The sequence below is a fragment of the Gammaproteobacteria bacterium genome (assembly GCA_016716465.1).
Lineage (GTDB): Bacteria > Pseudomonadota > Gammaproteobacteria > SZUA-140 > SZUA-140 > JADJWH01.
This window is the reverse complement of record JADJWH010000004.1, coordinates 212,917-239,729: the sequence shown is the minus strand read 5'-3', so window position 1 is coordinate 239,729 and position 26,813 is coordinate 212,917. Positions and strand designations below refer to the sequence as shown.

The window sequence follows — 26,813 nt, the reverse complement described above, 5'->3', positions numbered from 1 at the left end:
GATCCCATGAGTCTGGTATTGAGCGGCATCAGCGTCACCCGGGGCGTCGCCATCGGCAAGGCCGTGATCCTCCATCACGAACAGCCCGAGATCGGCGAGCACACGATACCCAGGCCGCTGCTGCAGGAAGAGATCACGCGTTACCGCGCGGCGCACAGGAAGGCCAGGCAGCAACTGCGCGACATCCGCAAGCGCATCCCCGCCGATACCCCCGGCGACATCACCGCCTTCATGGACGCCCACCTGCTCATGCTCGATGACGGCGTACTGAGCGAGGCCCCGGTCAAGATCATGCGCGCCCGGCAATGCAACGCCGAGTGGGCGCTGAAGCTGCAGCGGGACACCCTGGTGCGCGTGTTCGAGGAGATGGACGATCCTTATCTGCGCACCCGCAGGGACGATGTCGATCACGTGGTCAACCGCATCCTGCGCAATCTCCAGGGGCGGTATGACCCGGGCCACGACGGCCGCGCCGGCCAGCTGCGCGGCGCCGTCCTGATCGCCGGCGATGTCTCGCCGGCGGAGACCCTGCTGATGCATCAGCAGGGTATCGCCGCCGTGGTGACGGAGTACGGCGGTCCCAATTCCCATACCGCCATCCTGGCGCGCAGCCTGGGATTGCCCGCGGTGGTCGGGGTGCATCACCTGCGCCGCTATCTGCGCAGCGGCGAGGCGCTGGTGGTTGACGCCGAGAACGGCATGGTGCTCGCCGGCGCGGACGCGGGCGAGCTGGCCTATTATCGCCTGCGCCAGCGCGAGGAGCGGCGGCATGTCGCCGAGCTGAACAAGCTGCGCGAACGCCCGGCGGTGACCCGCGACGGCCACGTCGTCGCGTTGATGGCCAACGTGGAACTGCCCGAGGAGGCCAGCGCCGCCCATAGGCTCGGCGCCGCCGGGGTAGGCCTGCTGCGCACCGAGATGCTGTTTCTCAACCGGGAGACGCTGCCGGAAGAGGACGAGCAATACGAGGCCTATCTGCGCGTGGTGCGGGCGATGAAGGGCGCGCCGGTCACGATACGCACCCTGGACCTCGGCGCGGACAAGTGTCTCGGCAAGGAACCGCGGACGCCGGCGGCGAGCAATCCGGCGCTGGGTCTGCGCGCGATCCGCTGGTGCCTGAAGGATCCGGGCATGTTCTCGCCGCAGGTGCGCGCCATCCTGCGGGTTTCCGCCCATGGTCCGGTGCGCATGCTGGTGCCGATGCTCTCGGGCGCGGGCGAGATGCTGCAGGTGCTGCGGCTGATCGCGGAGGAGAAGAAGGCGCTGGAGCGGGAAGGCGTCCGCTTCGATCCGAGCCTGCCGGTCGGCGGCATGATCGAGGTGCCGGCCGCCGCGCTGGCGGCGGATACCCTGGCGCGACACCTCGATTTCTTTTCCATCGGGACGAACGACCTGATTCAGTACACCCTCGCGGTGGACCGCCTCGACGAGGAGGTGAATTATCTGTACGACCCGCTGCACCCGGCCATACTCAGACTGATACAGCTGACCATCCGCGCCGGCCGGCGCGCCGGGATCCCGGTGGCGATGTGCGGCGAGATGGCGGGGGACCCCGATTATACGCGCCTGCTGCTCGGTCTCGGACTGCGCGAATTCAGCATGGTTCCCGCCACCCTGCTCGAGGTCAAGCGGGTGATCAATGAGAGTCGGCTCGATACGCTCGAGCGCGATGTGCGCCGGATGATGCGCAGCCGGTCATCCGCCCGGATCCCGGCCCTGATCGACGATCTCAATCGCCGGCGGTGAGCGGGACGGAGGTACCGCGCGTCAGCAGCAGATTGCCGGTGTCGTCGCGCTGGCAGCTCCAGCCGGGGGCGAGATAGGTGGTGGCGACCGTTTCGGTGATCAGCGCCGGTCCTTCCACGCGCTGCCCGCGGGCGAGCGCCGCGCGCGCATAGACCGCGACGCCGGCTGCGCCGCCGTAGAGGTCCGTGCGGGCATGGGGCGCGGCAGGCCGATCCGGGGCCGGTGGCGGCGCGAGATCCGGATCCGGGGCCGGCGCGCGCAGGCCGACGCGCAGATTGACCAGTTCGAGCGGCTGCTCGAGGGCGTGTCCGTAACGCTGCCGGTGCAGCTCATGGAAGGCGTCCGCGCAGCGCGCGGGATCCTCCCAGGCCACGTTCAGACTCTGGCTCTGGCCCTGATAGCGCAGATCGAGCGTGCGCGTGACGGTGATGTCCCGCTCCGCCACCCGCTCCTCCCTCAGTTCGGCGCGACCGCGCGCGATCAGTTCGCCGAGACCATGCTCGATGTCGGTGACGGAGCATTCCCGCAGCGGGCGCGCCATCGAGCGCGACAATTGCCGCCCGCGGGGCGCCACCAGCATGCCGAGCGCGGACAACACGCCGGCATGCACCGGCACCAGGGCGTGCGCGATGTCGAGCGCCTCCGCCAGCGCGCACACATGCAGACCGCCGGCGCCCCCGAACGAGGCCAGTGTGTAGCCGCGCGGGTCGATGCCGCGCTGTACCGAGATCACGCGCAGCGCCTGCGCCATGTGTTCATTGGCGATGCGCACGATGCCGACCGCGGCGTCCTCGATGCCGAGCCCGAGCGGTCCCGCAACCCCTGCCAGCGCCTGCGCCGCCGCGGCGCGGTCGAGCCGCATGCGGCCGCCGAGAAAACCGTCGACGGGCAGGCGGCCGAGCACCAGGTTGGCGTCGGTGACGGTTGGCGCCCGGCCGCCGCGCCCGTAACAGGCCGGTCCCGGGTCGGCCCCGGCCGAGGCGGGGCCGACGCGCAACAGGCCGCCATCATCGAGAAAGGCGATGGAACCGCCACCGGCGCCGATGGTGTGCATGTCCACCATCGGCACGGCGACCGGGTAGCCGCCGACACGCCCCTCGCCGCTCAGGCGCGGCTCGCCATCGATCAGCGCGACATCGGTGGAGGTTCCGCCCATGTCGAAGCTCAGCAGCCGGTGCCGGCCGGCACCGGCGCCGAGGCGGCGCACGGCGGCAAGACCGCCGGCCGGGCCGGACAAGAGCATACGCACGGCCTGGGAGCCCGCCTGCGCCGCGGCGATGGTGTCGCCGGAGCTCTGCATGACGGAGACGCGCGCGGCCGGCAGGGCGCGCGTGAGACCGGTCAGATAGTCTTCCACCAGCGGTCCCACACTGGCGTTGAGCCAGGTCGTCACGCCGCGTTCGTATTCTTTATATTCCGGCAGGACGGCAGAAGAGCGCGCGACGAACACGCCCGCGGGCATGGCGGCGGCGACCTCACGTTCGAAGCGATCATCGAGAAAGGAGAACAGCAGATTGATGGCGACCGCGCGCGGCGCCAGGCGATCCACCGCCGCGCGCAGTTCGGCCAGGTCCGCCGCCGTGAGCGGGGTGACGACCTCGCCGCGCGCGCCCAGCCGTCCGCCCGTTTCCAGGCACAGTTCGCGCGCCACCGGCGGCGGCTCCGGCGCGGGCTGCAGATCGTAGAGCGCGCGCCGGGCCTGGCGGCCGATGGTGAGCAGGTCACGCAGCCCGTGATTGGTGATGAACACCGTGCGCACGCCCTTGCCCTCGAGCACGGCATTGGTCGCTACGGTGCTGCCGTGCACGATGAAGAGCGCCGGGCCGTCCAGTCCGAGCTCGGCGATCCCCTGCAGGATGGCCCGTTCCGGCGCCTGCGGCGTCGACAGTACCTTGTGGATGCGCAGGATCCCGTCCGTCAGGCAGACGAAGTCGGTGAAGGTCCCCCCGGTATCGATGCCAAGGAAATTCATGGCGGGGGCGAACTGTTTCGGCGGCGTCCGGTCATATGCAGGTATTGTAGACGGGAGCTTGAATTTTTGTCGGCGGCTCCCATGATCCCGGGTAATAAATACACGTATAATCGCCCCCCATGGATGCGGACAATCTGATCAGGGTCGAGCACCTCTCGCGCCGGTACGGTCCCTTGCGCGCGGTCGACGATATCAGTTTCGAGGTCAGGCGCGGCGAGGTGCTCGGTTTCCTCGGGCCGAACGGCGCCGGAAAATCGACCACCATGCAGATCATCAGCGGCAACCTGGCGCCGAGCGCGGGGCGCGTGCTGATCACCGGCAAGGATATCCTCGACGAGCCCGAGGCCGCCAAGGCGGCGCTGGGATACCTGCCCGAGCAGCCTCCGCTCTATCGCGAGCTGACGGTCGATGAATACCTGGGGTATTGCGCGCGCCTGAACCGCATCCCGCGCGAGCAGCGGCGGGGCGCGGTGGAGCGCGCGAAGGAGCGCTGCGGCCTGACCGAGGTCGGCCGACGCCTGATCGGCAATCTCTCCAAGGGGTATCAGCAGCGCACCGGGATCGCCCAGGCCATCATCCACGCGCCGGCGGTGGTGATCCTGGACGAGCCGACCGTGGGACTGGACCCGATTCAGATCCGCGAAATCCGCGCCCTGATCCGCGAGCTGGGCGGCGAACACAGCGTCATTCTGTCCACCCACATCCTCCCCGAGGTACAGGCGGTGTGCGACCGGGTGCAGATCATCCACCGCGGTCGTCTCGTCTTCAGCGACAGCATCGACAGTCTCGCGCGGCAACAGCCGGTGTCGAGCCTGCGCGCGGGCTTCCGCAATCCGCCCCCGGCGGCGGAACTGGCGCGCCTGCCCGGGGTACTGGCAGTGGAGGAACTGGGGGCGGGACAGGCGCGCCTGCGTTTCGACCCCGGGCACGACATCACCGACGCGCTGCTTGCGCGCGCGCTGGAGGCGGGCTGGCGGCCGTACGAGCTGACCCCGGAGCGCAAGACGCTGGAGCAGATCTTCGTCGATATCACCAGCCGCGATGCCGGCGCGCCACACCCGACGGAGCCGCAGGCGCAGGGAGAGGCGGCATGATCCGGACGATCGCGGCGCGCGAGCTGCGCAGCCTGTTCTTTTCCCCGCTGGCATGGACCATGCTCGCGGTGGTGCAGGTCATCGTCGCCTATCTGTTCCTGGCGCAGGTGGACTTCTTCCTGCAGATCCAGCCGCGCCTGCCGCAGCTGCCGGGCGCGCCCGGGCTGACCGAGATCGTGGTTGCGCCGACCTTCGGCAACGCCGCGCTCATCCTGCTGCTGGTGGTGCCGATGCTGACCATGCGGCTGGTCAGCGATGAATTGCGCAACCAGACGCTCAGTCTGCTGTTTTCCGCCCCGGTCTCGATGAGCGAGATCATCCTCGGCAAGTATTGCGGCGTGCTCGGTTACCTGCTGATCCAGTTGCTGCTGATCGCGCTGCTGCCGTGCGCGCTGCTGCTCGGCGGTTCACTCGATTTCGGCATCTTCGCCTCCGGGCTGCTCGGTCTGTTCCTGCTGCTCGCCGGTTTCGCAGCCGTCGGCCTGTTCATGTCCACCCTGACCGCGCAGCCGGTGATCGCCGCGATCAGCACCTTCGGCGTGCTGCTGCTGTTGTGGATCATCGACTGGAGCGGCGCCGCCGGCGGCAAGGGCGCCAGCGTGTTCGGCTATCTGTCGATGCTGCGTCATTACGAATCCCTGCTGAAGGGGGTGTTCAACAGCGCCGACGTCGCCTATTACCTGCTGCTGATCGCCCTGTTCGTCATCCTGAGCATCCGGCGGCTGGATTCCTATCGCCTGCAACATTGAACGCAGGGACACCCGCATGCAAGTAACCCCGCACTCCCGTCGAATGCTGCGCTGGCAGAACCTGGCCTTCGTCCTGTTGCTGCTGGTGGTGACCGGGCTGCTCGGCTGGCTCAGCACGCGCTACGTCTACCAGGCCGACTGGACGGCGAGCGGCCGCAACAGCCTGTCGTCCGCCAGCATCGAGCTGCTCGGCAGGCTGTCGGGCAAAGTGGCCATCACCGCCTACGCGCGCGAGACCCCGCCGCTGGTGCGCAAGCACGTGACCGAACTGGTCGAGCGCTACCGGCGCCACAAGCCCGACATCACGCTCGCGTTCATCAATCCCGACCTCGAGCCGCAGCAGGTGCGCGAGCTCAATATCACCACCGACGGCGAGCTGGTCATCCAGTACCAGGGGCGCAGCGAGCAGTTGCGGGACGTGACCGAAAACGGGCTCACCAATGCCTTGCAGCGGCTGGCGCGTGGGGGCGCGCGACGTCTGGCGTTCCTGACCGGGCACGGCGAGCGCAGTTCCGTGGCCGCGCAAAGCTTCGACATCTCCGCCTGGGCGCGCCAGCTCGAGACCAAGGGATTCAGCACGGTCGAGGTCAATCCGGCCGCGGGCGCCGGGATCCCGGCAGACGCCACCGCGCTCGTGATCGCTTCGCCGCAGGTGGATCTGTTGCCGGGCGAGGCCGCGCCGATCCTGGATTTCATCCGGGGCGGCGGTAATCTGCTGTGGCTGACCGATCCGGATCACGGGGTGCGCGGGCTCGAACCGCTGGCGCGTGAACTGGGCGTCGAGTTCGAGCGGGGGGTGGTGGTCGATCCCAACGTCTCGCAGGTGGGGCAGCTGCTGTTCGGGACCGACGACCCGCGCGTTGCCCTGGTGGCGAGCTACCCCGCGCATGAGATCACGCGCAATTTCGAGATGAACACCCTGTTTCCGCTCGCGGGCGGCGTGCGCAGCGAAGGCGGCGGCGCGTGGCGCGCGGCGCCGCTGCTGCAGACGCTGTCCAACACCTGGCTCGAGAGCGGCGCGGTGACCGGCAAGATCGCCTACGACGAAGGCACCGATCAGCCCGGCCCGGTCACGATCGGTCTGGCGTTCACCCGTCCGTCGCCTTCCACGCAGGCGGCGGCGGGCGCGGAGACGAAGGACGCCGTGCCGGAGGACGGCAAGGTCCAGCGCGCGGTGGTCGTGGCGGACGGCGATTTCCTGTCCAATGGCTTCCTTGGCCTGGGCGGCAACCAGCAACTGGCGCTGAACATCGCCAACTGGCTGAGCAGCGACGATGTGTTGCTCGATATCCCGGCGCGGACCGCGCCCGATCTCTCGCTGCAGTTGTCCCGCACCGGGACGGCGGTGATCGGCTTCGGGTTCCTGCTGCTCCTGCCGGCCCTGCTGTTCGGCAGCGGCCTCTTCATCTGGCTGCGCCGGCGGCGGCGCTGAGGCCATGCGCATCAGCGCGCGCAGCCTGCTGAATCTGGGCCTGCTGGGGCTGGCAGCGGCGCTCGCGGCGCTGGTCTACTGGGAGCCCGGGGTCGATGCGCCGGCGGAACCGCCCAAACTCACCGCGCTGTCCCCCGCCGACGTCGAGCACGTGGTGATCCACCCGCAGCGCGGCGAGGAGATCCGTCTCGACAAGGAACAGGGCGTCTGGATGATGCGTGCGCCGGTTGCCACGTATGCCAACGAATTCCGCATCGAGGCCCTGCTCGGCATCACCCGGGCCGACAGTCATGCGCAGTTCGACGCCGGCGCGCTCGATCCGGCCAAGTTCCAGCTCGATCCCCCCGCGTCGGTGCTGCGCCTCAACGACGTCGAACTCGCGTTCGGGGGCAGCGAGCCGCTGGACAACCGCCGCTATGTGCGCAACGGCGCCACCGTGCATCTGATCGACGACGAGTACTTTTACCGCCTGCAGATGAAGTTCACGGCCTTCGTTTCGAACCGGCTGCTGCCGCCCTCCGGCACGCCGGTGCAGATCCGTCTGCCGGAGTTCGGCGTGTCCCGCTCCGGGGCGGACTGGACACTCACGCCCGCGCAGGAACAGCCGTCGGCGGATGCGTTCAATGAGTTCGTCGAGGCCTGGCGCCAGGCGCAGGCCGTGGAGGTCGACCGTTACGCGGGGGAAGCTTCGCGGGGGACGATCACCGTGTCCTTCGAAGATGCCGCGCCGCTCGAGTTTCTGCTGCTCGAAACCGAGCCGGAGCTGGTGCTGGCGCGTGCCGATCTCGGCTTGCGTTACCATCTGACGGCGGAACAGGCGCGGAATCTGCTGTCCGCGCCGCATCCCGCGGCCGCGGCAGATGCCGAGTGACGATCGCGCGCGGCGGGCCGCCGCCGGTTGATTGATGGCGCCGGACCCCCATGCCAGAGCTTCCCGAGGTCGAAACCACCCGCCGCGGCATCGAGCGCCATCTGCGCGGGCGAAGCGTGCTGGCGCTGCGCGTGCGCGACCGCCGTCTGCGCCAGCCGCTGCCGCGGCGCCTGGAGCGCGCCTTGCCCGGGCAGGTCATCCGGGAGGTGGCGCGGCGCGGCAAGTATCTGCTGCTGCGCACCGATACCGGTACGGTCCTGATCCATCTCGGCATGTCCGGCAGCCTGCGCATCGTGGCGCCGGGACTGCCGGCGCAGAAACATGATCACGTCGACATCCTGTGTTCGGATGAGGTGTGCCTGCGCTTTCGTGATCCGCGCCGATTCGGCCTGATGCTGTGGGTCGATGGAGACCCCGAGCGCCATCGACTGCTGCGCGGTATCGGCCCGGAACCGTTCGGCGCGGGATTCAGCGGGACCTATCTACACGCAACGGCGCGCGGGCGCCGCACCGCGGTGAAACCCTTCATCATGGATGCCGGCGTCGTGGCCGGCGTGGGCAACATCTATGCGAACGAGGCGCTGTTCCGCGCCGGTATCCATCCGCTGCGCCCGGCCGGCCGTATCTCCGCCGCGCGTTATGAGGATCTCGCGGCCGCCATCCGCGCGGTCCTGAAAGAGGCGATCGCCCAGGGCGGGACCACGCTGCGCGATTATTACCACGGCACGGGCGAGCCGGGCTATTTCCGGATCCGGCTTGCCGTTTACGGGCGCGAAGGGGAACCGTGCGTCCGTTGCGGAGAGCCCGTGCGCTGCATACGGCAGGGACAGCGCGCGACGTACTACTGCGCCCGCTGCCAGCATTGAGCCGCGGCGCCGGCCACCACCTGCACGAGTCGGGCCACGCTCCCCGATTTATTGTGCCGGGGCCGGCGGTGTCGTCGCGGCGGCAGTATCCTTTATCCTGAGGATCGCGCCGCCTTCCTGCAGGGCGAGCGTTTCCGTTGCCCCGCTGACGGCGGCGAGATTCTCGGCCAGGGATTTGTTGGCCGGGTCGCGGGGGTCGAAGATCAGGTGGGTGACGCCCCGGATGTTCTTCATCAGCGTGTCGCCGTCGGGGTATGGCGGCGGCAACGGCAGGGCGGGGCGCTTGATCGCGAGCGTGGTCTTGCCGGGCCACTGGCTCATCGCGACGACGGGCTGTTCCGCGGGTATGTCCTCGAGCGCGACCGCCAGCGTCAGAATCAACTGGTCGGTTGGAGACAGGAGGTTTTGTGCCGCGGCATATTGATGCGCCTTGTTGGCCTGCATGAACAGGGTCGCGACCAGGAACAGCACCACCATGACCAGCCCGCGCTGGCGTGCGAAGCTGTGACCGCCGAACGACTGATTGAAGGCGATCAGGCGCGGGATGCCGAGATAGAGCAGGGCGGCCAGGGTCATCATCGCCCAGGCGCCGTCCGCGGCGGGCAGCCCCAGCACGGCGCCGCCGAGCAACAGGCGCGGCATGAGTTCCGCTGACAGTTCACGGCGCCCGCTCCATAACAGATAGAGCAGGAAGCCGGCGCCCGCGATGCCGATGATCCAGGGCAGCGTCTCTCCCGTGGTGTCCTGGCCGAGCATGGCCTGCCCGAAGGCGTAGACCGGATTGTGCAGCCAGTCCAGCGCCCGCCACCCCATCCTCAGCAGCAGGATGAAGGTGACGCTGATGCCGATACCCAGGTACACGTGGCGTTGATGGCGGGCGTCGAGCGGATTCTTCCGCCATTCCCACAGCAATGCCAGTGGATAGGCGAGTCCGGCGGGGTGCAGGCTCACGACCCCCGCGATCAGCAGCAACTGCAGGAAGAACCAGCCCCCGAGCGCCTGCCGTGAGCGGCGGTAGGCCTGATCCAGCCAGTGCCCGAGCGCGAAGCCCAGCAACAGATAGGGGCCGGTGCCGAGGCTGTCCGCCTGGCTGAGGGTGGCGGGCGCGATCAGCAGCAGTCCGGTCCCGATCAGCGCGCTTTCCTGGCCGGCCTCTCGCACGCTCCAGCGGTAGAGCAGCGTCGCCGCCGCCGCGGTCATCAGCAGGGTGAATACCTTGGCGGCGAGGATACTGCCCGGCCAGTAGAGGCCGACCAGGGTGAAGAACAGGGCGCGCAGATCCGGCATCCCCATCACGAGCGCCGTGCTGATCACGCGCTCGCTGACCGACCATGCCAGCAGCAGGGCATGCGCGGCCGGTTCGCCGATGCCATAGGGGTCGTCGCGGAGCAGGCCGGAGACCAGGATGGCCGCCAGCCAGAGCGCGAACAGCGGGACCCCCCAGTACGCGTACAGTTTTTTCAGACGGGCAGCCATCCCTTGCACGTTGTCCTCGGGCAGTGTGCGGCACAATGAAAAGGTGCACGATTCTACCCCAGTCCCGGCGCCAAGGTCATCCCGGGCCGCGCGCGACATTTGATAATTCCCCCTGTCGCCAGCGCGCGGGTTTCTCCGCCATTTTCGAGCGCCACACTCGGATTTTTCCACGCACTGGCGCGGGGGCCGGGACTTGCAATGCACTACCCCGCGTGCTATACAACTGCCATTACAAAATCTATAGCGGTCGAACGACGGCCGCACCGAAAATACCATCATGTGGAGGGGGTAAGATGACGACCGGCGACATCCTGATCTTGTATGCCATTTGGTTTGTGCTGGCCCTGGGGTTGGCCGTTGTTTTATTCAAGAAAAACGCCTGATTTAAGTCCGCGTCAACGGCGGTAGCCGCTCTCATGACAAGAACCGCGCAGCGGCGGCGGGGATTTCCCGGTCTTCCGATGCGCGCGGTCGTGCAAGCGACCCGGTTTCGCGAGGGTGGGGAAACGGTTGACGGCGAACATTCACGTACGTAACATGTGCCATTCGGCGAGTTGGCAACAAGATAATAAAAAGTTTAGAGGGGGCATCAAATGCGACGCGTAACGGTCCTGGCTGCGGTATTCAGCGGTGTTGCTCTGGTCTTGGCGATACCCCAAGTCTTTGCCGCGGAGGTTGCGGCGAATCTGAAAAACGGCGAGAAGATCTTCAAGGAAGGCAAGGGTTCCGTGCCCGCCTGCACCAGCTGCCATGGCGAGGATGGCATGGGCAATGACATGATGGGAACGCCGCGCCTGGCCGGGCAGATCTCCCAGTTTCTGGTCAAGCAACTGGAAGATTTCGCGACCGACAAGCGTACGGATACCACCATGTTCATCATGAACGCCAACGCCAAGGGCCTGACCCCGGAGGACCGGCGTGATGTCGCGGCGTATGCGCATACGCTGAGCAAGCCAGACTCGGTCGGCGGCGGCTCCAACATCAAGGAGTTGCAGGCCAGCGGCATCGAGACGGGGCAGACGCATCTGGGTCTGGCGCTCGTCAATTATGGCGACATCGAACGCGGCATTTCCGGCTGCCGTTCCTGTCATGACTACAATGGCCGCGGTGTCGATCCGGTCTATCCGAAGATCGGTCAGCAGAAATTCGTCTACCTGGTCAATCAGCTCAAGAAGTGGCGCGACGGCAGCCGCGCGAACGATCCGCTGGGCCAGATGCGGAAGGTTGCGTCGCACCTCACCGATGAGGACATCCTCAACGTGGCGACCTACCTGACCAATGCCTCGCCGCTGTCCATGGGTAACACCCGCGTGCCGGAGCAACACCAGTTCATGACCTTTGATACGAAATAACGCAGCAATCACGGCTGCGGAAGTTCTCCGCGGCGGGGATAATGATCGAGGGAAAGGGCGGGGTATCCCGCCCTTTCTTTTTCCGTCGTTCGCCCGCGGAGTCGCGCCGGACCTCAATTGCAATCAAATCCGGGAATATCTGATAATACCCAGGCTATGGCGGGCGGGCAGTCACTCAAGCAAGGCGAGAAGATCCTGTTCGGGATCGCGATCGTGTTCATCGTGTTCGCGGTCGTCGGATATGTGATGCTCGAGACTTACCGCACGCGGGCGCAGAAGCCGATTTTCGAGGTGCGCACCCACTATGACCTGTCCGAACTCGGCCACAAGGGCTCGGAGCTGTTCCGCGTGTCGCGCTGCACGGCCTGCCACCGGGCCATGCGCAACGGCACCAATATGGGATTGTCCCTGGACGGCTTGGGTTCGAAGCGCAGCAAGGAGTGGATCTATGATTTCCTGCGCGATCCCGAGGCCACCTACGGCGCGCCCACGATCGATCATGGCTATCCGCCCAAGGAGGCGGCCTATGTCTCCTCGATCGATCAGGAAACGCTGATGGCGATCGCGACCTTCCTGTCCGAACTCAGGGCGGATCAGGGCGCGGCCTCGGCGCCGATGCCCCCCGAGGGGCGTTCCGATTTCATCGACAATATGGTGGGCATTTTCGCGCCCGAAGAGTGGAAGCAAAAATATCAGGATGTCCGCGAGCAGCCGACGCCCGGGCAGGAGGAGTCCCCGCAATGAGCAGTGCCGAACCCTGGGCCAGCGACACCGACTACACGCGCTACACCCTGCTTTTCATCTTTGCCTGCATCATCTACAGCATCATCGGCTTTTCCTGGGGCGCGCTGATGGGGGGCATTTCCGAGTTCCGTCATTTCGTGGACCACCGCCTGCACGGCGACCTGATCGTGCGCGCCCACACCCATGTCAATCTGCTCGGGTGGGTTGAAATGGCGATATTCGGCGCCATCTATTACCTGATACCGCGTCTGGTGCGGCGTCCGATTTACAGCATGAAGCTGGTCAAGGTGCATTTCTGGATGCATAACATCGGTCTGGTCGGAATGGTGGTACTGTTCACGCTCGCGGGCGTGACCGGCGGCATCGCCAGCATGGAGCTGCCCCCCGACCAGGTCGAGGTGCTGATCCATCCGTATCTGGCGACCATGGGCCTGTTCGGAACGCTGGTCCTGCTGGCGAACATGATCTGGGGATACAACATCTTTCGTACCTGCGTGGGATGGCGCAAGGGGTAGGTGGCCATGCGTGTCCTGTTGCCCCTGATCTTGCTCGGAATGCTGCTCGCGGGCTGTGACGTCAGCCCGTCGGTGAAGGTCGGCCAGGTGGCGCCGATACTGCAGACCAAGACGCTGGCCGATGTGGGCAACGATCTCAGCCAGATTACGACCTATCGCTATCCCGACGAGCGCATGTACCGGTATTCGCTGGACGAGGCGTTCCGCCAGGGCAAGCCGGTCGTGCTGGAATTCGCCACCCCGGGCCACTGCACGGTCTGCGACAAACAGCTGCAGATGCTCAAGGGGCTGCTCGCCAAATATGAGTCCGACGTCATCTTCCTGCACATGGATCAGTACAAGAATCCGGAGGCGTTCAAGGCGTTCCGGGTGATCGGCGACCCCTGGACCTTCGTCATCGACCGGCAGCGTGTCGTCCAGTTCAAGCAGGCGGGGCGCATGCTTTATGGTGAGCTCGATTCCGCGATTGCCCGCGTCCTGATGCAACCCGCGGGTTAGGCATGAAAAACGGCGAACGATTTATCCTGGTGCAGGACCGCCGGGGCATGATCTGGGATCTGCTGTTGTATGTACCCACGGTGCTCGCCCTTTTCGCGATCGGATTCAAGCTCTGGTACAGCCCGAATCAGACCTGGGCGTATGTGCTGTTTTTCATGTCGAGTTTCTTCCTGTTCGCCGGGGCGAATCGCATCCTGTCCGGCAGGCTCATGCTGCTGCCGAAATCCCCCTGCGCATTGAGCTTCAGTCGGGACCAGCTGACGCTGGAATTGAAGAACGGTGAGCGGGTCGACCTGGTGAAGAATCTGCGCTTTTTTCCCGATTACGCCGGGAAATCCTTCGGCCTGAGCGGCATGGACCTGGCGGGAAAACAGCGCCAGTTCGTGATGCATCGGGGCCAGTTCGCCGATACGGCCGCATATCAGAAGCTGCGCGACGCCCTGGGCATCTTCAAATAGGATTCCGTCTCCGGCCCGCGATTGCCCGGCGCTCAGCCGCGATGCCCGCTCCGGCGGCGCATCACGTCCCAGGCCATGAATCCGATCGCCACCACGCCCACGGCGCAGGCCCCGATGATCAACCAGCGCTCCGTTTCCGGACTGACCAGTCCGGTCACGAACATGTGCACGGAATAGCCCAGGATTGTCAGCGAAGAGACCGCGGCGATCAGATACAGGATGATTTCCTTCATGGCGGATTTTCGCGCGCAAAACCCTGTCGTAGAGTGGATAAAAGCCGCGTAATGGTAGCAGATTTTCCGCGTGTTAATGGTGCTTGCGGGCGGCGTGAGAGACTGCTATCCTTCCGGTGCTTCGAACATGCGCGCGAGCCTTTCTTTATAGCGCCGAGCAGCGCGGGAGAGAGGGCCCGGAAAGAGGCCCCGACCGGGAAGGAAAGACTTGACGGGGCATGGTCGCTATGCAAATATGGCAACCACATTACAAGTGTGGTTGTCGCGGGATCATAATAACAAGCCATAACCGCGAGCTGAATTCCGAGCCGCTGCCGGCATCAGGCGGCGGAATCGCAGGTTTAAAAAAACAATAATCCCAACAATACCGCGGCTCGCCACCCAGGGCGGCCCGGAGGGGTCAAAGCGGAGGGTGTAGATGAACAAGCTATCCTACGGTAAAACCTTTTGGAACAGCCTGGTCGCCGGCGTGCTCACGGGCATGGGCAACGGTAGCGTATTCGGCGCCGCCCTAATGTGCGCGCTCGGTCGTGGCCGCTTCGACGACTGGGGCGGCTGGGGCTCACTCTCCTATACTCCCAGCACCTTCAACGGCTTCATGACCTGGTGCATGATCATTTTCGGTTTCGCATTCATGGCCATCATGATGGTGGCGCTGAAGCGCCATGGGGAACTCGAGCGCTCTGCCGCCTGATTTCCCGACCGCAGCGTTCGATCAAGTACCGGTCAGATTTTAGAAACGTGGTATAGGGAGAGAGGGGAACGACAATGTCAACGTTTGCGACGATCTGCTGCATCCTGCTGGCCTTCTCCAGCATGTGGTTCGGTTGGTATCTGCTGATGCCGGGTAGTCACGATTAGGCGTCAGCCGCGTTTTGTTTTTGAAAGATAAATTTATCAAGTACCTACTGCAGATTCAGGGGGGAGGTTATTCCGATGTTTAAGTATCTCTTTGCGAAGAACGAGGAGATCCCGCCAGGCACAGCCGCTGTCTATTTCGGGTTTTCTTCCATCATCTGGTTCGTCATCGGTACCGGCCTCGGATCCTTCAACGCGGCCAAACTGGCGTTCCCGGATTTCGTGACCGGCTACGAGTATTTCTCGTTCGGCCACATGCGCCAGGTCCACGTGATGGCGGTCATCTTCGGGTGGATCTCGATGGCATTCGCCATGGCGATGATGTACATCACCCCGGCGCTGGGCAATACGCGCCTGTGGTCCGAGAAGCTCGGCGTATGGAACTGCTTCCTGTGGAACGGGGGCCTTTCCCTCGCCCTGACGCTGCTGTGGATGGGTATGACCTCGGGCCGTGAGTACTCCGACTTCCCGTGGTTCATTGATCTGGTCATCCTGTTCGGCGTGATCCTGCCGTTGGGCATCAACGTCTGGATGACCATCATGAAGCGGCGCACCCAGGGCATTTACACCACGAACTGGTTCTTCGGTTCCGCCGTGTTCATGGTGTGGATCGTGCTGCTGGTCGGTAACCTGCCCGAGTACTTCCAGCTCACCGGCCTCACCGAGGCGTACCTGACCTGGTGGTTCGCGCACAACGTGCTCGGTCTGTGGATCACGCCGGTCGCCGCGGCCATCGCGTACTACACGGTGCCCAAGGTCACCGGTAATCCGCTGTATTCACATCGTATCGGTCACCTGCACTTCTGGTCCGTGGTGGTGTTCTACTCGACCCCGGCCGCGCATCACCTGATGTCCTCGCCGCTGCCCGAATGGCTGAAGTCCTTCGCCTCGGTGGAAGGCGTGCTGATCCTGGTGCCCGCGATCGCCTTCGTGTCGAACCTGCTGCTGACCATGACCGGCAAATGGCGCTATTTCGTCGACAACGTCGAGATCAAGTTCACCATCACCGGCGTGCTGATGGCCATCCCGCTCAACATGCAGGGCGGCTTCCAGCAGACCCGCGCCATCAACTGGTACATCCATGGGACCGGCTGGATCGTGGCGCATGCCCACCTCGCGCTGCTCGGCTTCTCGACCTTCCTTGAAGCGGCCGCCGTGTACTATGGCCTGCAGACCATCATGCGTCGCAAGCTCTACTCGCTGACGCTGGCGAACTTCCACTTCTGGTTCCTGCTGATCGGCTTCACGATCTACTGGGTCTCGATGACGATCGCCGGCCTGATCCAGGGCGCCGCGAAGATCTACGAGGTGCCGTACATCGATACGGTGATCGCCGAGCACCCGTACATGATCGCGCGCTGGGTGGGCGGCACCATGGTGTTCACCGGCAATCTGGTCTGGCTCTACAACATGTGGATGACCGCCCGCGCAGGAACCATGATTCCGGCCGGTCGTCTGCCGCACGAGCTGGCGTACGAGCGCTAAGCCCGGACAATAAGAAAATCTAGAGGGAGGAGTCACCGTGGCATTCCGTGAATATAAAATAGGTGCACGTCTCTTCGGCGTGGCTCTCGGTCTGTCGATGATGATCACGCTGTACATGCCCAGCCTGAACATCGTCGAAGTGGGATCCACCGAGATGGGCCTGCGCAAGGGTTTGCAGTACGGCCGCATCGGCGGGTTTTCGGTCGAGGATCCGTTCCTCAAGGGCGAGGGCAAGCCCCTGACGGTGATCCTGAAGCAGGATCCGCAGACCGGTGAGCAGATCGAGCCCATCTATGCCTATGTCTACAAGTCGGGCATACCGTTCACCAGCGCCGTCCGTCATCCACGTATCATGGGCAAAGGAGTGGAAGACCTGAGCCTTGAGACCGGGCGCATCGGCGAGGCCAGTCAGGATGCCGGCGCGGTGTTCGTGGTTTCCGAGGGGCGCTGGAATGGAAAGAAGATCCATTACATCGAAAACGCCACCGCGACCCGCAACTGGACCCCGGATGTGGTCATGGGCTCGGTGACCGATGCGGACGTCCGCTACATCGGCGCTGGCAAGATCATGTTCGTGAAGGAAGGCTGCTGGTGGTGCCATACCCTGCTGCCCGAAGAGACCCAGGACTGGCAGGTCTTCGGTGCCCCGCCGCGTCTGGGCGACTTCAACAGTGAGTCCCCGACCGCGCTCGGTTCCGACCGCAAGGCCCCGGATCTGTTGCACGTCGGTTCGCGCAACTCCTCGCGCGAGTGGATGATGATGCACTTTTTCAATCCGCGTCTGGTGCAGCCGCACTCGATCATGCCCAGGTTCGATTACCTGTGGGGCGAGGTTGATGCGGAAGGCAACGCGATTGACTACGACAAGTGGCGGGCGGAGTACAACGAGTATACCGCCGGGAAACGTGTCTACCCGCCGGATGTTCCCATGCCTGCGGCAAACAGCGAAGCGCGTTACCTGATCGACTTCGTGTTGAACCTGAAGTAAAAATATTCTGAGAGTGGGGGGAGCATAACATGGCTTGGAAATGGGACAGTCCGCTCTACAGTCTGGCCGATGAGGAGCAGAATGAGCTGGCGAAGAAGGTTTGGGAAGGTGAAAGCCTCGGCGGTATCAAGGAGGACAACAATCGCCTTCCGCGTCCGGTGGTATGGTTACTCGGCCTGACGATTATCAGCGCCTTCCTGATGACCTTCCCTCTGTGGGGACAGCGTCCGACGGCAGCGATCTATGCGGAGTACGTTGCGCTGATGGACACCCCTGAGGTCAAGGAATTGGTGGATACCAAGGGTGACGAGGCCGCGATGCAGTACATCGTCACCAAGGTCAAGGCCTCGGGCAGCAAGTGGGAGGCGCTCCAGGATCGCCACCCGCTGAGCATGAATGATCTGCGTCTCATCAAGGATCAGGTCATCGAGCTGCAGAACGCCGGTGTCGATCTGGCGGAGTATTCGATCCTCGGTGACAAGGTCATCCTTGCCAACTTCGAAGGCAATTGCAAGGGAGCGACCAATGCGGCCGGTAATTGCGTCGAAGGCGTCGAGCGTGAGCGCAAGCAGCCCTGGTGGGACCGTGGATATACGATCGATATCTTCTATGTGATCTATTTCTGCGTAGCGGTCATAATCGCGGTCAAGCGCTTGCCCAATCACAAGTGGCAGCCTGATCACACCAAGCACCATTAATTCGAAGGGGTATAGGACCATGATCGATATCGATAATCCACCACTGGCTCTGCTGATACCTATCATCATCGTGTTCGTGGCGCCGTTCATTTACAGCTTCTTCGTCGACAAGTACGAGAAAGGCAAGCCGCAGATCCGCGATTAAGCCTCGACTGGCCGTCGGCTGCTGCCGGCGAGACAGAGCATAGCTATACCTCTGCAATGCCGCTCGCACGAGCGGCATTGCCTTTATTGGGCGCCGCAAACCGCACCACAGGCTTTCAGGGCAGGGCAACTGATGGATACATCCGCGCTTATCAATAATCTCGTCGTCTCCGCCACACAGCGCGTCGGAGAGACCCAGGCGTGGATGGTGGCCGGGGTCCAGTCCGGCGGCGCGGATGACAGCAGCTATTTCACCATTGAGGGGATGCGCGGGCAGGAGTTCAGTGTCGGCATATTCATCTTCATGCTGATCGGGGTGCTGGTATTCGCCGCCATCATCCTGCGGTTCGTCTGGATGGCCAGGAACGAATCCGGACTGAAGACCGGGGAGAAGATCATGTTTATATGGATAATTGTCGGGACGATTGGTGCGGTGATCTTCGGTGGATTACAATTGCTGCAAGGGCGCCTGTTCTAGGAGGAACCGCGTATGAATTTCTTTCAATCCCTGCCGGATGGCTGGACGATTTACGTCTGGATGGTGGCCGGCGGCCTGATCATCATCGCAGCGATTTTCGGGATCCGCTGGGCGCATCGGAACGAACAGTTCGACGAGGACATCAAGTACCTGGTTTTCGACGAGAACGACAAGGACAAGATGTCTCCGGAAGAATATGCGAAGAGCCAGGAGGTCATGAAGCGGCAGATGGAGCGCCGCAAGGAAATCCTGAAGGAAAAGGCCGAACAGCACGCGTCCAGGCATGAGAAGGGGTGAGAAGACCATACTCATCCTCACCCTGGTGGTTGTGGTCGGGTTGATGGCATGGAATTTCCACCGGCAGCGTGAAGGCACCGCAAACGACAGTAGCATTCCCTTCTACAGCGACGCCACCGCCGAGCTGAGCCAGGAGGCGGGGGAGCTCATCCGGCAACATGAGTGCCGCAGCTGTCATACCCTGTGGACGCTACGCGATATGCTGCGCGCGGTGCCGGCGCCGGCGCTCGACGGGATAGGATCCCTGCGTGATCAGGCATGGCTGTTCGCGTATCTGTCGGCGCCAAACCCCCAGGAGATCCTTCCTTCACGCCTGAAAAAGGAATTTCAGATGCCTTCCTACGCCAGCCTGCCCGAGGATGAGCGCAGGATCCTGGCGGAATATCTCGCCAGCCTGAAGGTCAAAGACTGGTATCTGCCGGAAACCCGGGCGGCGGAATGTCGCGCGCTGACGGGCGAGAACTGCCAATGAATGTACGAACCAGGCGTTATATCACGGGCTGTATCGCGCTGATTGCTGGGTGCGTGGTCAACTATGCGGGCGACCGCCTCCTCGGCGTGGATCTGGAACTGTGGTGGGGACTCAACACCTTCGGCATCGTCTGGATGCTGGATATGTTCATCGTGCCCCTGATCGCCGGCATCGTGGTCGCGGTCATATTCGGACTGGGCGGAAAGTGGCTGTGTTATTTCCCCCCGCTTATCGTCCGTACCATTAATTATTTCACGCTGTATTACGCTGATTCCCTGCCACAGGGGGCGCATATGCTGACCTTTCCCTTGTGGATTCTTATCGTCATCCTGGCGGTTGAGGCGGCAGCCTTCGGCGGAGTGATCGGCGAGATCGTCGTCAAGCGCACCTACGGCCGCCTGCCCCGGCACCTGGTCTACCGTGACAAGAACCAGCAGACCTCACGCGAATAACATGCCATGGCCACCTACTACCAGCCACGACAGGAGATCGGAGAAGAGGAGCGCGCGCGGCGCCGGCGCTATCTCGCCGCCACACTCGTGACCTGCGTGGCGCTGGCCATGCTGGGCGGCATCGTTCATGTGCTCATGCTGGGCGCCGATCGCCTGTCCTATATGAGGGGCAAGGCCACCTACGATGTGGCGGAAGTCGATCAGCGCATACGCGCCGCCGGGGAGGATCTCGCGCTGAATCGGAAGAACGAACACAGTGTCGACACTCACGCCAGCTACACGATCGACGAGGCCGAGGCCTTGCTGACCCCGGACCAGTGGCGGGAGCTTGGCGTGATGGTGGAGGTTCCCGCAGGGGAATTCCGCATGGGGACCGACCGCGAACGCAGCGATGCCCAGGACAGACCCGAGCATCGCGTGGAGGTCGCCGCCTACCGCATCGACAAATATCCGGTGACCAATGCCCAGTACGCGCGTTTCGTCGCGGCGACCGGGCATCGTCCGCCGCTGCATTGGGAGAACGGCCGGATACCCCCGGGGCTGGAACTGCACCCGGTGACGATGGTGTCCTGGTATGACGCGGCGGCATATGCGCGCTGGGCCGGCAAGCGCCTGCCCAGTGAGGCGGAATGGGAAAAGGCCGCGCGCGGACCGGAGGCCCGGCGCTGGCCGTGGGGCGATGCGATGGACGCGGGCCGACTCAATACCTATTATCAGGTGGGATCGACCACCGAGGTGACGCGCTATCCCGCCGGCGCCAGCTACTATGGCGCCATGGATATGGCCGGCAACGTCAGCGAATGGATCGCGGACGACTTCCAGCCCTACGCCGGATCGACCGCTCCGACGGAGTTGTTTCAGGGCAAGATCGGGGTGGCGAATTCCCCGGCCGACCGCGCCATGAAGGTGGTGGATCTGGTTCCGGTGCAAGGGTTCTACAAGGTGTTGCGCGGCGGCTCCTGGAAGAGCGATCCGTTTTCCACCAGCACCTATCACCGCAATTTTTCCTGGCCGCACTACGCATCGGATTTCTTCGGTTTCCGTTGCGTGCAAGGCGTCGCGCCCGGAGTGGAGGCTGAATGAAGAAACAAGTCGTAGCGATCCTCGCCGTCGCGGCCGCTGTACCGACGCCGGATCCGGCATGGGCGGTGGACAGCTATCGTTATCTTCACGTGACGCCGGAAACCCCGTGGTACATCTTTCTCTTCCTGCTGCCGATCGTCGTTTCCCCCTTCATCCTGATGGCGATACTGTACTGGTATTTCGCCTGGCACAAATCCGCCAAGCGGGATGATGAGGAAAAGGAATAGATTCCGCACGCATGAGAACCTGCCTGGGAACATCCCGCGTCCTGTGCGGACTGCTCTTTCCGCTCCTGCTGCTGCTGGCCGGTTCCATTCGAGCGGATGATCCCGCGCTTCCGGCAGCGGAGCCTCTCCCGGAAACGCAGGTGATGCACGCCTTCACCGAACAGTCCAGGGAGGAGGCCGGTGTCCTCGATGTTCCGGACCGGCAGAAGCACCTGATCCTGTTTATCATGGGGGCCGCGCTGCTGATATTCCTGATCGTGACCGTCGCCCTCGGCGTGGCGATGGCACTGTACGGGAAGCGCGTCTTCATTCCTCACATGATCTTTGCGGGTTTCAGCCTCACCCTTGCCATCGTCCATTCGGTTGTCGCGGTGGTCTGGTTCTTTCCATCATCGTCGCCCTGACCGGCGGCAGATCCCCATACCCATGGACCGGCAGCCAGCTCGAATGCCGTCGCGCGCCCGCCGCAGCCACATGACATGAGTACCAACGCCGCAGAACGGCACGGTCGGGTGCGGATCCTTCCGCTGGCGTTACTGTATGCCGGCTCGGGCGTGACCAGTCTTTCACTCGAGGTGTTGTGGGCACGCATGCTGTCCCTGCAGTTCGGCGTCAGCATCTTCGGCGTCGTCGTCACGGTAATGGCGTTCATGGGCGGGCTCGGGCTGGGCAGTCTGCTCGGCGCGCGTTGGCAGCGATACCGCCTGCGGCCGCTGCAAATATTCGCCCTGCTGGAGGGGGGGATCGCCCTGTATGCGCTGGCCCTGCCCTCGTTGCTGGCCTTTACGGGCGGGCGACTGGACGCGATCGCCTCGAGTGTCGGTCTGGGCGGCTGGTATCTCCTGCAGGGCGGTGCATTGTTTTTCCTGATACTGGTGCCGGCCACAGCCATGGGGCTTGGCTTCCCGCTGGTCTTGCGTGCCGTGGCGGGTGAGCCCCGAGCACTGGGGCGACTCTATGGCGCGAACGCCTGTGGCGCGGCCGTGGGCGCCGTGTTGCCCCTGTGGCTGTTACCTGCTTACGGTTGGGGAGACTCGGTATACATCGTGGCAGCGATCGGCCTCTTCGTCGCCCTGGGCGCCCTGGGGCTGAACCGGGTGCTGGTGGCGGAAGGCGCAGGGGGTGGCGCAAACGTCATTGCGCCCGGGCGGAGTATTCCGCGCATGACCTTGCTCCTCTACGGCGGCCTCGGCGCCGCCGCGATCATACTGGAGGTGGGCTGGACGCGCCTGTTCGGTATGGTGTTGATGCGTACCGAGTATGTCCTGGCCATCATTCTGGCGGTGTATCTGTGCGGCATCGGCCTCGGCAGCCTGCTCGCCCGCTACATGGCCGGTCGCCACTGGTTCACGGTCCTGCCCCTGGCCGCGGCGTCCTTTACCCTTGCGGGACTCGGCCTGTTACCCGGCGTCTCCGCCTGGCTGGAGACGCAAACCTTCGCAACTCTGGGAAGCGCCTTGCTGGGCGAAGCGGCGCTGCTGGCCGCGCTCACGTTTCCCGTGACACTGGCACTGGGCGCCTGGCTGCCGCTGTTGAATGCGCGCTTCGGCGCCGGTCCGTTGTACGGTGCGGTACTGTACGGGGTGAATTCGGTGGGCGCGGCGCTGGGGGCGTTGCTCGCCGGGTTCGTCCTGATCCCGGCGGTCGGGAGCACCATGACGGTGGCCCTGGCCGGGATCCTGCTGTTTGTATCAGGAATGACCTGGTCCATGCACCGTCGGGCCTGGCTGGCGCTGCTTCCCCTGCTGGCGCTCGCGGTACCGGCGGGAGAGTTTCCTCCGCTCCATCGAATGCTGCCCGGCGTCTACGCGGGCAGCCAGGATCTCTATCGCTACGAGGACGCGGTGACCATTACGCATGTGGTGGGGCAGGCGGACGGACAGCGTATATTGCTGACGGATCTGCAGCGCATGGACGCCTCGACCGAACCGGCCGCGGTCGAGCTGCAGAAGAATCAGGCGCGTCTCCCGCTCCTGCTGCATCCGGCTCCTGGGTCGGTGTTGTTCCTGGGGCTGGGTACGGGAATTTCCGCCGCCGGTTCACTGCCGTATCCGGCGCTTGAGCGCACGGCCGTGGAATTGTCCCTGGGCGCCATCACCGCGGCACGCGACTGGTTTGCGCCGGTCAACGGCGGGGTGAGCGAGCGGATGACCGTCGTGCGCGACGATGCGCGACGGTTCCTGCGCGTTTCCGCCCGGGGCTATGACGTTGTGATCGGAGACGTTTTCCATCCGGATCTGGCCGGGCGCAGCGCGCTGTTGTCGGTGCAGCAGTTCGAGCGCGCACGCGCGCGCCTGAATCCGGGCGGGGTCTTCGTGCAGTGGCTGGCGTTGAACCAGTTCGACCTGGAATCCCTGCGCATCGTATTGCGGACCTTTCGCCACGTGTTCCCCGGCGGCGTACTGTTCATGGACGGATTTCGCCTCGCCCTGGTTGGCTTCGAGGGAGATACCGTTCTCGCCATCCCGGCGTCCGCCGAGGACGACGGGTCGCTCGACGCCAACGATGCGACCGGCGGGGAAGGGGCCTGGACCTGGCTCGGACGTTATTGGGGGAGGATACCCCCGTCCGAAGGGGCTTTGCAGGATGAATGGCGTCCGGTGATTGAATATCGCCTTCCCCTCGAGCGCTATCGCACCGAACCGGTCCTGGTCGATGTCCTGCAATGGCTGCTGCAACGGCGTCCCTCGGTAGAGCAGGCCGCTGCGGAGCTGGGCGTGACGGCGGGGGATTTTTCCGCTCTGGAGCGACCCTATATCGCCGCCGATCTGGGCTTGCGCGGCTGGCTGGCCACCCTGCGCGGCCAGGATGCCGAAGCGATCCGGCTGATCCGCTACGCCTATCAGGCGAATCCGCGCGACCGCTGGATTTCCTACTCCCTGGCGGACGAGATGTACGCCGCGCTGTCGCGTTCATCCGCGTCGATGGAGGATCGGCGGCGGGCGCTGCAGGCGATCCTGGGTATTCGCCCCGACCATGCGGAGGCGCTGCGCGCGCTCTGGCGGATCGAGGCGCAGGCCGGCGATCAGTCCCTGGCCGGGGTCTATCGGGACCGTCTGCGCGCCGTGAGTCCGCTTGATCACGATCTTGCCGCGGAGCTTGCGGAGCAGGGGTCTGCGTGGCCTGCGCCGCGGCCCACCGAGTGAAAATCACCCCCCGGCGTGCTAGTCTAATGGCATGAATTATCAAAGGACATTGGCCGGAATTCCGATCGTGTCGGCGGATGCCCGGGCCGGGCGCCGCCTGCATGTCACGCGCCGCGCGGTGCAGTTCGCCACCCTGCTCATCGCGATCCTGGTCCCGGTCTCCGGACTGTTCCGCATCGACCCCGTGGAGGGCGCCTTCGTAGTGCTCGACCGCCAGGTATGGTTCGCCGATTTCTTCCTGGTGGTCGGTCTGTGGCTGGCGTTGTCGAGCCTCCTGGTGATGACCTACTCGCTGGTCGGTACCGCGTTCTGCGGCTGGTCGTGCCCGCAGAACACGCTGGCGGAGTGGGCGAATGCCATGACGCGCAGGTTGCTGGGAAAGCGCGCGGAGGTGAGCCTGGACGGAACGCGGATGCAGATTTCGAGCGGCAAGGACAAATGGGTCAATTGGGTGATCCTGGGGACACTGTTCCTGGCGGTCGCGGCGCTGGTCGCGCTGGTCCCGCTGCTGTATTTCTATTCCCCCGAGATGATCTGGAAATTCGTGACTTTCCGCAGCGACCCGCGCCTGGCGGGTTCACTGTACTGGATTTACACCATCTTCGTGCTGATCCTCTTCCTCGACATCGCGTTCATACGCCATTTCTGGTGCCGTTTCATGTGCGTCTACCGCGTTTGGCAGCATACCTTCAAGACGCGCGAGACGCTGCACGTGGTGCACGATAAATCCCATCCCGAAGAGTGCGCGCGCTGCAATTTTTGCGAGACTTCCTGTTTCATCGGGATCGATCCGCGCCGCACCGAGGTTTATGATGCCTGCATCAATTGCGGCGAATGCATCACCGCCTGCAGCAGCATCCGCAGCTCACGCAAGTCCGGCAACAGCCTGCTGCGCTTCGTCGTCGGGGAGGTGGGCGCAGTCCCGGCGCCGGACGGCGAACGTACCAATGTGGGCTCCATTCTGCTGCGGGTGCCATGGTCCCTGCTGCTGACGATTTTCGGTCTATCGCTCTTTAGCTGGGGGATCTGGTCTTACCAGCCGTACCATTTCTCGGTCTATCGGGCGGAGACCCTGCAGGGCGAACAGATCAACGATTACCGCATCAGCCTGGCCAACAAGCTCTACCGCCCTGTGACGCTGAGCATCCAGGTCGAGGGGCTCGCTCCCGAGGACTATACGCTGGATACCACGCAGGTCATGTTCGTCGGCGCGGGACGCAAGGACGTGAACCTGCATGTCGAGGCCGGGCTGTCGCCGGGCCTGCATCCCGTGCTGGTTCATGTATACGCGGAGGGCGGCCCACGGGAGAGTTTCCGCGTCCAGCATTTTGTCGCGGGCCCGGGAGACCGGCATGGCTGACAAGCCTCCGTCCTCCGGCGACAAGACCGAGCTCGGCAGCGTGGACACTGAATGGGGCCGGCAGCCGCAGGATCACTTCGGCTACGCGTCCGAGGAAGAACGGCTGGCCAAACGCGGCCTGGAGGACTGGGAGCTGGTCGACAAGATCCCCGAGTCCCAGAAAAACGTTCCGGCGTGGTTCATCGCCGTCATCCTGGTGGTATTGCTGGTCGCTGTCGGTCTGAGCTTCCCCTTCTGGGGCGACCGGCCCGGTTATGAGCGCAGCTGGTTCAACTGGGGATTCGTCATTGCCTTGGTGTACATCGCGGTGGCGGCTACCTTCGTGTATTTCATGGTGCGCCTGTACGGCAGTCATGCCGGTGGTCGCCTGGACAGCGACAGGAGCCAGGATCGTGGGACCGCGCAGGATCATGACGAGCCGCCGCATGACAAGGATCGCGGTCATTAGTCTGGCTGCCGCCGCGGTGATGCTCTCGGGAGCGTGCGCGCGCGAATCCCCATCCCTGCCGGGAGGCGACACTGTGGCGCAGGACGTGCGGGATCCCCTTGCCCTTGTCTCCCTGTATTGCAGCGGATGCCATGCGCCTCCGCGTCCTCAAGCGCGGGGACCGGGACAGTGGCAGGCCGTTGTAACGCGCATGCAGGAGCATCGCGTCCGGGCCGGGAGGGCGCCCATTCCCGCGGAGAAAATCGATTTGATCATCACCTATCTGCAGGGAGATCGGGGAAGCGAATGATGGTGTTACGCGGGTGGCTTGTGTTGATGTTCGTGATGATGGCAGCTTGTGGTCGCGGGCCGGAGGTGGCCGGGCCACCGCCACAGTCATGGGGCGGGGTCGTCGTCAGGATAGAAAGCCGTCCCATTCCTCCCCGGGTCGGCATGAATGAATTTCTTGTGATTGGTACCGAGGCCAGCGGAAAGCCGGCGTGGAACATGATGGTCACCCTGCGCACCGGTGCGAGCGACGACTGGCGTCAGGCCATCCAGGACGGTGAAAGCGGTGTCTACCGCAAGGCCTTGCCGCTGGGGGCGGGTGAGCAGACCTTGTACGTGCAGCTGCGGCGCGGTAGGGACGAGACCGTGCTGGAGTTTCCCTTCAAGGTCGATTAGGGACGTCG

Annotated in this window: 29 protein-coding genes; 26 read left to right on the top strand and 3 right to left on the bottom strand. The window is 64.3% G+C overall.

Annotation, left to right across the window (positions count from 1 at the left end):
* Positions 1 to 6: 6 nt before the first annotated feature.
* Positions 7 to 1,746 carry a phosphoenolpyruvate--protein phosphotransferase gene (gene ptsP, locus IPM20_08860; GenBank protein ID MBK9131725.1) on the top strand — a complete coding sequence of 580 codons (1,740 nt, stop codon included), beginning with the start codon at positions 7 to 9 and terminating at the stop codon, positions 1,744 to 1,746.
* On the opposite strand, the gene IPM20_08855 is transcribed toward ptsP, so the two are convergent.
* The gene (locus IPM20_08855) at positions 1,730 to 3,718 is read right to left on the bottom strand and encodes a hydantoinase/oxoprolinase family protein (GenBank protein ID MBK9131724.1); all 1,989 of its coding nucleotides are present in this window, start codon (positions 3,716 to 3,718) and stop codon (positions 1,730 to 1,732) included. The genes ptsP and IPM20_08855 overlap by 17 nt on opposite strands.
* Before the next feature lie 119 nt (positions 3,719 to 3,837).
* Here IPM20_08855 and IPM20_08850 point away from each other — a divergent pair, with 119 nt between their 5' ends.
* The 5 genes from IPM20_08850 to mutM are packed head-to-tail and all read left to right on the top strand — an operon-like array spanning position 3,838 to position 8,730.
* Complete coding sequence (locus IPM20_08850) at positions 3,838 to 4,812, top strand: ATP-binding cassette domain-containing protein (GenBank protein ID MBK9131723.1); 975 nt, start codon at positions 3,838 to 3,840, stop codon at positions 4,810 to 4,812.
* Positions 4,809 to 5,561 (top strand): ABC transporter permease subunit, encoded by a 753-nt coding sequence (locus IPM20_08845; protein ID MBK9131722.1) that lies wholly within the window; start codon positions 4,809 to 4,811, stop codon positions 5,559 to 5,561. The genes IPM20_08850 and IPM20_08845 overlap by 4 nt, the downstream gene beginning before the upstream one ends.
* Before the next feature lie 16 nt (positions 5,562 to 5,577).
* Positions 5,578 to 6,993: a Gldg family protein gene (locus IPM20_08840; GenBank protein MBK9131721.1), complete on the top strand. Its 1,416-nt coding sequence runs from the start codon at positions 5,578 to 5,580 to the stop codon at positions 6,991 to 6,993.
* Positions 6,994 to 6,997: 4 nt separating this feature from the next.
* Complete coding sequence (locus IPM20_08835) at positions 6,998 to 7,864, top strand: DUF4340 domain-containing protein (GenBank protein ID MBK9131720.1); 867 nt, start codon at positions 6,998 to 7,000, stop codon at positions 7,862 to 7,864.
* Between the two features lie 50 nt (positions 7,865 to 7,914).
* Positions 7,915 to 8,730, top strand: a complete 816-nt coding sequence (gene mutM / locus IPM20_08830) for a bifunctional DNA-formamidopyrimidine glycosylase/DNA-(apurinic or apyrimidinic site) lyase (protein MBK9131719.1) — start codon at positions 7,915 to 7,917, stop codon at positions 8,728 to 8,730.
* A gap of 48 nt (positions 8,731 to 8,778) precedes the next feature.
* Here the strand turns inward: mutM and IPM20_08825 are convergent, their stop codons facing one another.
* On the bottom strand, positions 8,779 to 10,206 hold the full coding sequence (locus tag IPM20_08825) for a hypothetical protein (protein MBK9131718.1): 1,428 nt from the start codon (positions 10,204 to 10,206) through the stop codon (positions 8,779 to 8,781).
* 593 nt (positions 10,207 to 10,799) lie between these two features.
* Here IPM20_08825 and IPM20_08820 point away from each other — a divergent pair.
* From IPM20_08820 to IPM20_08800, 5 genes are all read left to right on the top strand, one after another.
* Positions 10,800 to 11,558, top strand: coding sequence for a c-type cytochrome (locus IPM20_08820; GenBank protein MBK9131717.1), 759 nt, complete (start codon positions 10,800 to 10,802; stop codon positions 11,556 to 11,558).
* A 156-nt stretch (positions 11,559 to 11,714) separates the two neighbouring features.
* Positions 11,715 to 12,302, top strand: coding sequence for a c-type cytochrome (locus tag IPM20_08815; protein MBK9131716.1), 588 nt, complete (start codon positions 11,715 to 11,717; stop codon positions 12,300 to 12,302).
* A complete protein-coding gene (locus tag IPM20_08810) occupies positions 12,299 to 12,817 on the top strand; it encodes a cbb3-type cytochrome c oxidase subunit I (GenBank protein MBK9131715.1) in 519 nt (172 codons plus the stop codon). The genes IPM20_08815 and IPM20_08810 overlap by 4 nt, the downstream gene beginning before the upstream one ends.
* Positions 12,818 to 12,823: 6 nt before the next feature.
* On the top strand, positions 12,824 to 13,315 hold the full coding sequence (locus tag IPM20_08805) for a thioredoxin family protein (GenBank protein ID MBK9131714.1): 492 nt from the start codon (positions 12,824 to 12,826) through the stop codon (positions 13,313 to 13,315).
* Positions 13,316 to 13,317: 2 nt separating this feature from the next.
* Positions 13,318 to 13,773, top strand: coding sequence for a hypothetical protein (locus IPM20_08800; protein MBK9131713.1), 456 nt, complete (start codon positions 13,318 to 13,320; stop codon positions 13,771 to 13,773).
* A gap of 32 nt (positions 13,774 to 13,805) precedes the next feature.
* Here the strand turns inward: IPM20_08800 and IPM20_08795 are convergent, their stop codons facing one another.
* Entirely contained in the window at positions 13,806 to 14,006 is a 201-nt protein-coding gene (locus tag IPM20_08795) for a hypothetical protein (protein MBK9131712.1), read from the bottom strand.
* 418 nt (positions 14,007 to 14,424) lie between these two features.
* Here IPM20_08795 and IPM20_08790 point away from each other — a divergent pair, with 418 nt between their 5' ends.
* From IPM20_08790 to IPM20_08720, 15 genes are all read left to right on the top strand, one after another.
* On the top strand, positions 14,425 to 14,700 hold the full coding sequence (locus tag IPM20_08790) for a hypothetical protein (GenBank protein ID MBK9131711.1): 276 nt from the start codon (positions 14,425 to 14,427) through the stop codon (positions 14,698 to 14,700).
* A 242-nt stretch (positions 14,701 to 14,942) separates the two neighbouring features.
* The gene (locus tag IPM20_08785) at positions 14,943 to 16,349 is read left to right on the top strand and encodes a cbb3-type cytochrome c oxidase subunit I (protein MBK9131710.1); all 1,407 of its coding nucleotides are present in this window, start codon (positions 14,943 to 14,945) and stop codon (positions 16,347 to 16,349) included.
* 97 nt (positions 16,350 to 16,446) lie between these two features.
* Positions 16,447 to 17,337, top strand: a complete 891-nt coding sequence (locus IPM20_08780) for a cbb3-type cytochrome c oxidase subunit II (GenBank protein MBK9131709.1) — start codon at positions 16,447 to 16,449, stop codon at positions 17,335 to 17,337.
* Positions 17,338 to 17,366: 29 nt separating this feature from the next.
* On the top strand, positions 17,367 to 18,035 hold the full coding sequence (locus IPM20_08775) for a hypothetical protein (protein MBK9131708.1): 669 nt from the start codon (positions 17,367 to 17,369) through the stop codon (positions 18,033 to 18,035).
* Positions 18,036 to 18,312: 277 nt separating this feature from the next.
* Positions 18,313 to 18,657, top strand: coding sequence for a hypothetical protein (locus IPM20_08770; protein ID MBK9131707.1), 345 nt, complete (start codon positions 18,313 to 18,315; stop codon positions 18,655 to 18,657).
* A 12-nt stretch (positions 18,658 to 18,669) separates the two neighbouring features.
* The gene (locus tag IPM20_08765) at positions 18,670 to 18,954 is read left to right on the top strand and encodes a hypothetical protein (GenBank protein MBK9131706.1); all 285 of its coding nucleotides are present in this window, start codon (positions 18,670 to 18,672) and stop codon (positions 18,952 to 18,954) included.
* Positions 18,941 to 19,426, top strand: a complete 486-nt coding sequence (locus IPM20_08760) for a cytochrome c (GenBank protein MBK9131705.1) — start codon at positions 18,941 to 18,943, stop codon at positions 19,424 to 19,426. The genes IPM20_08765 and IPM20_08760 overlap by 14 nt, the downstream gene beginning before the upstream one ends.
* On the top strand, positions 19,423 to 19,878 hold the full coding sequence (locus tag IPM20_08755) for a hypothetical protein (protein ID MBK9131704.1): 456 nt from the start codon (positions 19,423 to 19,425) through the stop codon (positions 19,876 to 19,878). The genes IPM20_08760 and IPM20_08755 overlap by 4 nt, the downstream gene beginning before the upstream one ends.
* A 6-nt stretch (positions 19,879 to 19,884) precedes the next feature.
* Complete coding sequence (locus IPM20_08750; GenBank protein ID MBK9131703.1) at positions 19,885 to 20,961, top strand: formylglycine-generating enzyme family protein; 1,077 nt, start codon at positions 19,885 to 19,887, stop codon at positions 20,959 to 20,961.
* Positions 20,958 to 21,188, top strand: coding sequence for a hypothetical protein (locus IPM20_08745; GenBank protein ID MBK9131702.1), 231 nt, complete (start codon positions 20,958 to 20,960; stop codon positions 21,186 to 21,188). Before IPM20_08750 ends, IPM20_08745 begins: the two co-directional genes overlap by 4 nt.
* 11 nt (positions 21,189 to 21,199) lie before the next feature.
* Positions 21,200 to 21,592 (top strand): hypothetical protein, encoded by a 393-nt coding sequence (locus IPM20_08740; protein MBK9131701.1) that lies wholly within the window; start codon positions 21,200 to 21,202, stop codon positions 21,590 to 21,592.
* 75 nt (positions 21,593 to 21,667) lie between these two features.
* Complete coding sequence (locus IPM20_08735; protein MBK9131700.1) at positions 21,668 to 24,334, top strand: fused MFS/spermidine synthase; 2,667 nt, start codon at positions 21,668 to 21,670, stop codon at positions 24,332 to 24,334.
* 67 nt (positions 24,335 to 24,401) lie between these two features.
* A complete protein-coding gene (locus tag IPM20_08730; protein MBK9131699.1) occupies positions 24,402 to 25,694 on the top strand; it encodes a 4Fe-4S binding protein in 1,293 nt (430 codons plus the stop codon).
* Positions 25,687 to 26,142: a hypothetical protein gene (locus IPM20_08725; protein ID MBK9131698.1), complete on the top strand. Its 456-nt coding sequence runs from the start codon at positions 25,687 to 25,689 to the stop codon at positions 26,140 to 26,142. Before IPM20_08730 ends, IPM20_08725 begins: the two co-directional genes overlap by 8 nt.
* Before the next feature lie 432 nt (positions 26,143 to 26,574).
* The gene (locus IPM20_08720; GenBank protein ID MBK9131697.1) at positions 26,575 to 26,805 is read left to right on the top strand and encodes a hypothetical protein; all 231 of its coding nucleotides are present in this window, start codon (positions 26,575 to 26,577) and stop codon (positions 26,803 to 26,805) included.
* Positions 26,806 to 26,813 lie beyond the last annotated feature (8 nt).

Coding starts and splice junctions, on each gene's coding strand:
- IPM20_08775 (MBK9131708.1), top strand. CDS start 17,367: ATGGCTTGGAAATGGGACAGTCCGCTCTACAGTCTGGCCGATGAGGAG.
- IPM20_08750 (MBK9131703.1), top strand. CDS start 19,885: ATGGCCACCTACTACCAGCCACGACAGGAGATCGGAGAAGAGGAGCGC.
- IPM20_08850 (MBK9131723.1), top strand. CDS start 3,838: ATGGATGCGGACAATCTGATCAGGGTCGAGCACCTCTCGCGCCGGTAC.
- IPM20_08765 (MBK9131706.1), top strand. CDS start 18,670: ATGAATTTCTTTCAATCCCTGCCGGATGGCTGGACGATTTACGTCTGG.
- IPM20_08815 (MBK9131716.1), top strand. CDS start 11,715: ATGGCGGGCGGGCAGTCACTCAAGCAAGGCGAGAAGATCCTGTTCGGG.
- ptsP (MBK9131725.1), top strand. CDS start 7: ATGAGTCTGGTATTGAGCGGCATCAGCGTCACCCGGGGCGTCGCCATC.
- IPM20_08795 (MBK9131712.1), bottom strand. CDS start 14,006: ATGAAGGAAATCATCCTGTATCTGATCGCCGCGGTCTCTTCGCTGACA.
- IPM20_08835 (MBK9131720.1), top strand. CDS start 6,998: ATGCGCATCAGCGCGCGCAGCCTGCTGAATCTGGGCCTGCTGGGGCTG.
- IPM20_08820 (MBK9131717.1), top strand. CDS start 10,800: ATGCGACGCGTAACGGTCCTGGCTGCGGTATTCAGCGGTGTTGCTCTG.
- IPM20_08805 (MBK9131714.1), top strand. CDS start 12,824: ATGCGTGTCCTGTTGCCCCTGATCTTGCTCGGAATGCTGCTCGCGGGC.
- IPM20_08855 (MBK9131724.1), bottom strand. CDS start 3,718: ATGAATTTCCTTGGCATCGATACCGGGGGGACCTTCACCGACTTCGTC.
- IPM20_08845 (MBK9131722.1), top strand. CDS start 4,809: ATGATCCGGACGATCGCGGCGCGCGAGCTGCGCAGCCTGTTCTTTTCC.
- IPM20_08720 (MBK9131697.1), top strand. CDS start 26,575: ATGAATGAATTTCTTGTGATTGGTACCGAGGCCAGCGGAAAGCCGGCG.
- IPM20_08785 (MBK9131710.1), top strand. CDS start 14,943: ATGTTTAAGTATCTCTTTGCGAAGAACGAGGAGATCCCGCCAGGCACA.
- IPM20_08745 (MBK9131702.1), top strand. CDS start 20,958: ATGAAGAAACAAGTCGTAGCGATCCTCGCCGTCGCGGCCGCTGTACCG.
- IPM20_08755 (MBK9131704.1), top strand. CDS start 19,423: ATGAATGTACGAACCAGGCGTTATATCACGGGCTGTATCGCGCTGATT.
- IPM20_08780 (MBK9131709.1), top strand. CDS start 16,447: ATGATGATCACGCTGTACATGCCCAGCCTGAACATCGTCGAAGTGGGA.
- IPM20_08770 (MBK9131707.1), top strand. CDS start 18,313: ATGGATACATCCGCGCTTATCAATAATCTCGTCGTCTCCGCCACACAG.
- IPM20_08760 (MBK9131705.1), top strand. CDS start 18,941: ATGAGAAGGGGTGAGAAGACCATACTCATCCTCACCCTGGTGGTTGTG.
- IPM20_08840 (MBK9131721.1), top strand. CDS start 5,578: ATGCAAGTAACCCCGCACTCCCGTCGAATGCTGCGCTGGCAGAACCTG.
- IPM20_08725 (MBK9131698.1), top strand. CDS start 25,687: ATGGCTGACAAGCCTCCGTCCTCCGGCGACAAGACCGAGCTCGGCAGC.
- IPM20_08790 (MBK9131711.1), top strand. CDS start 14,425: ATGAACAAGCTATCCTACGGTAAAACCTTTTGGAACAGCCTGGTCGCC.
- IPM20_08800 (MBK9131713.1), top strand. CDS start 13,318: ATGAAAAACGGCGAACGATTTATCCTGGTGCAGGACCGCCGGGGCATG.
- IPM20_08810 (MBK9131715.1), top strand. CDS start 12,299: ATGAGCAGTGCCGAACCCTGGGCCAGCGACACCGACTACACGCGCTAC.
- mutM (MBK9131719.1), top strand. CDS start 7,915: ATGCCAGAGCTTCCCGAGGTCGAAACCACCCGCCGCGGCATCGAGCGC.
- IPM20_08735 (MBK9131700.1), top strand. CDS start 21,668: ATGAGTACCAACGCCGCAGAACGGCACGGTCGGGTGCGGATCCTTCCG.
- IPM20_08740 (MBK9131701.1), top strand. CDS start 21,200: ATGAGAACCTGCCTGGGAACATCCCGCGTCCTGTGCGGACTGCTCTTT.
- IPM20_08825 (MBK9131718.1), bottom strand. CDS start 10,206: ATGGCTGCCCGTCTGAAAAAACTGTACGCGTACTGGGGGGTCCCGCTG.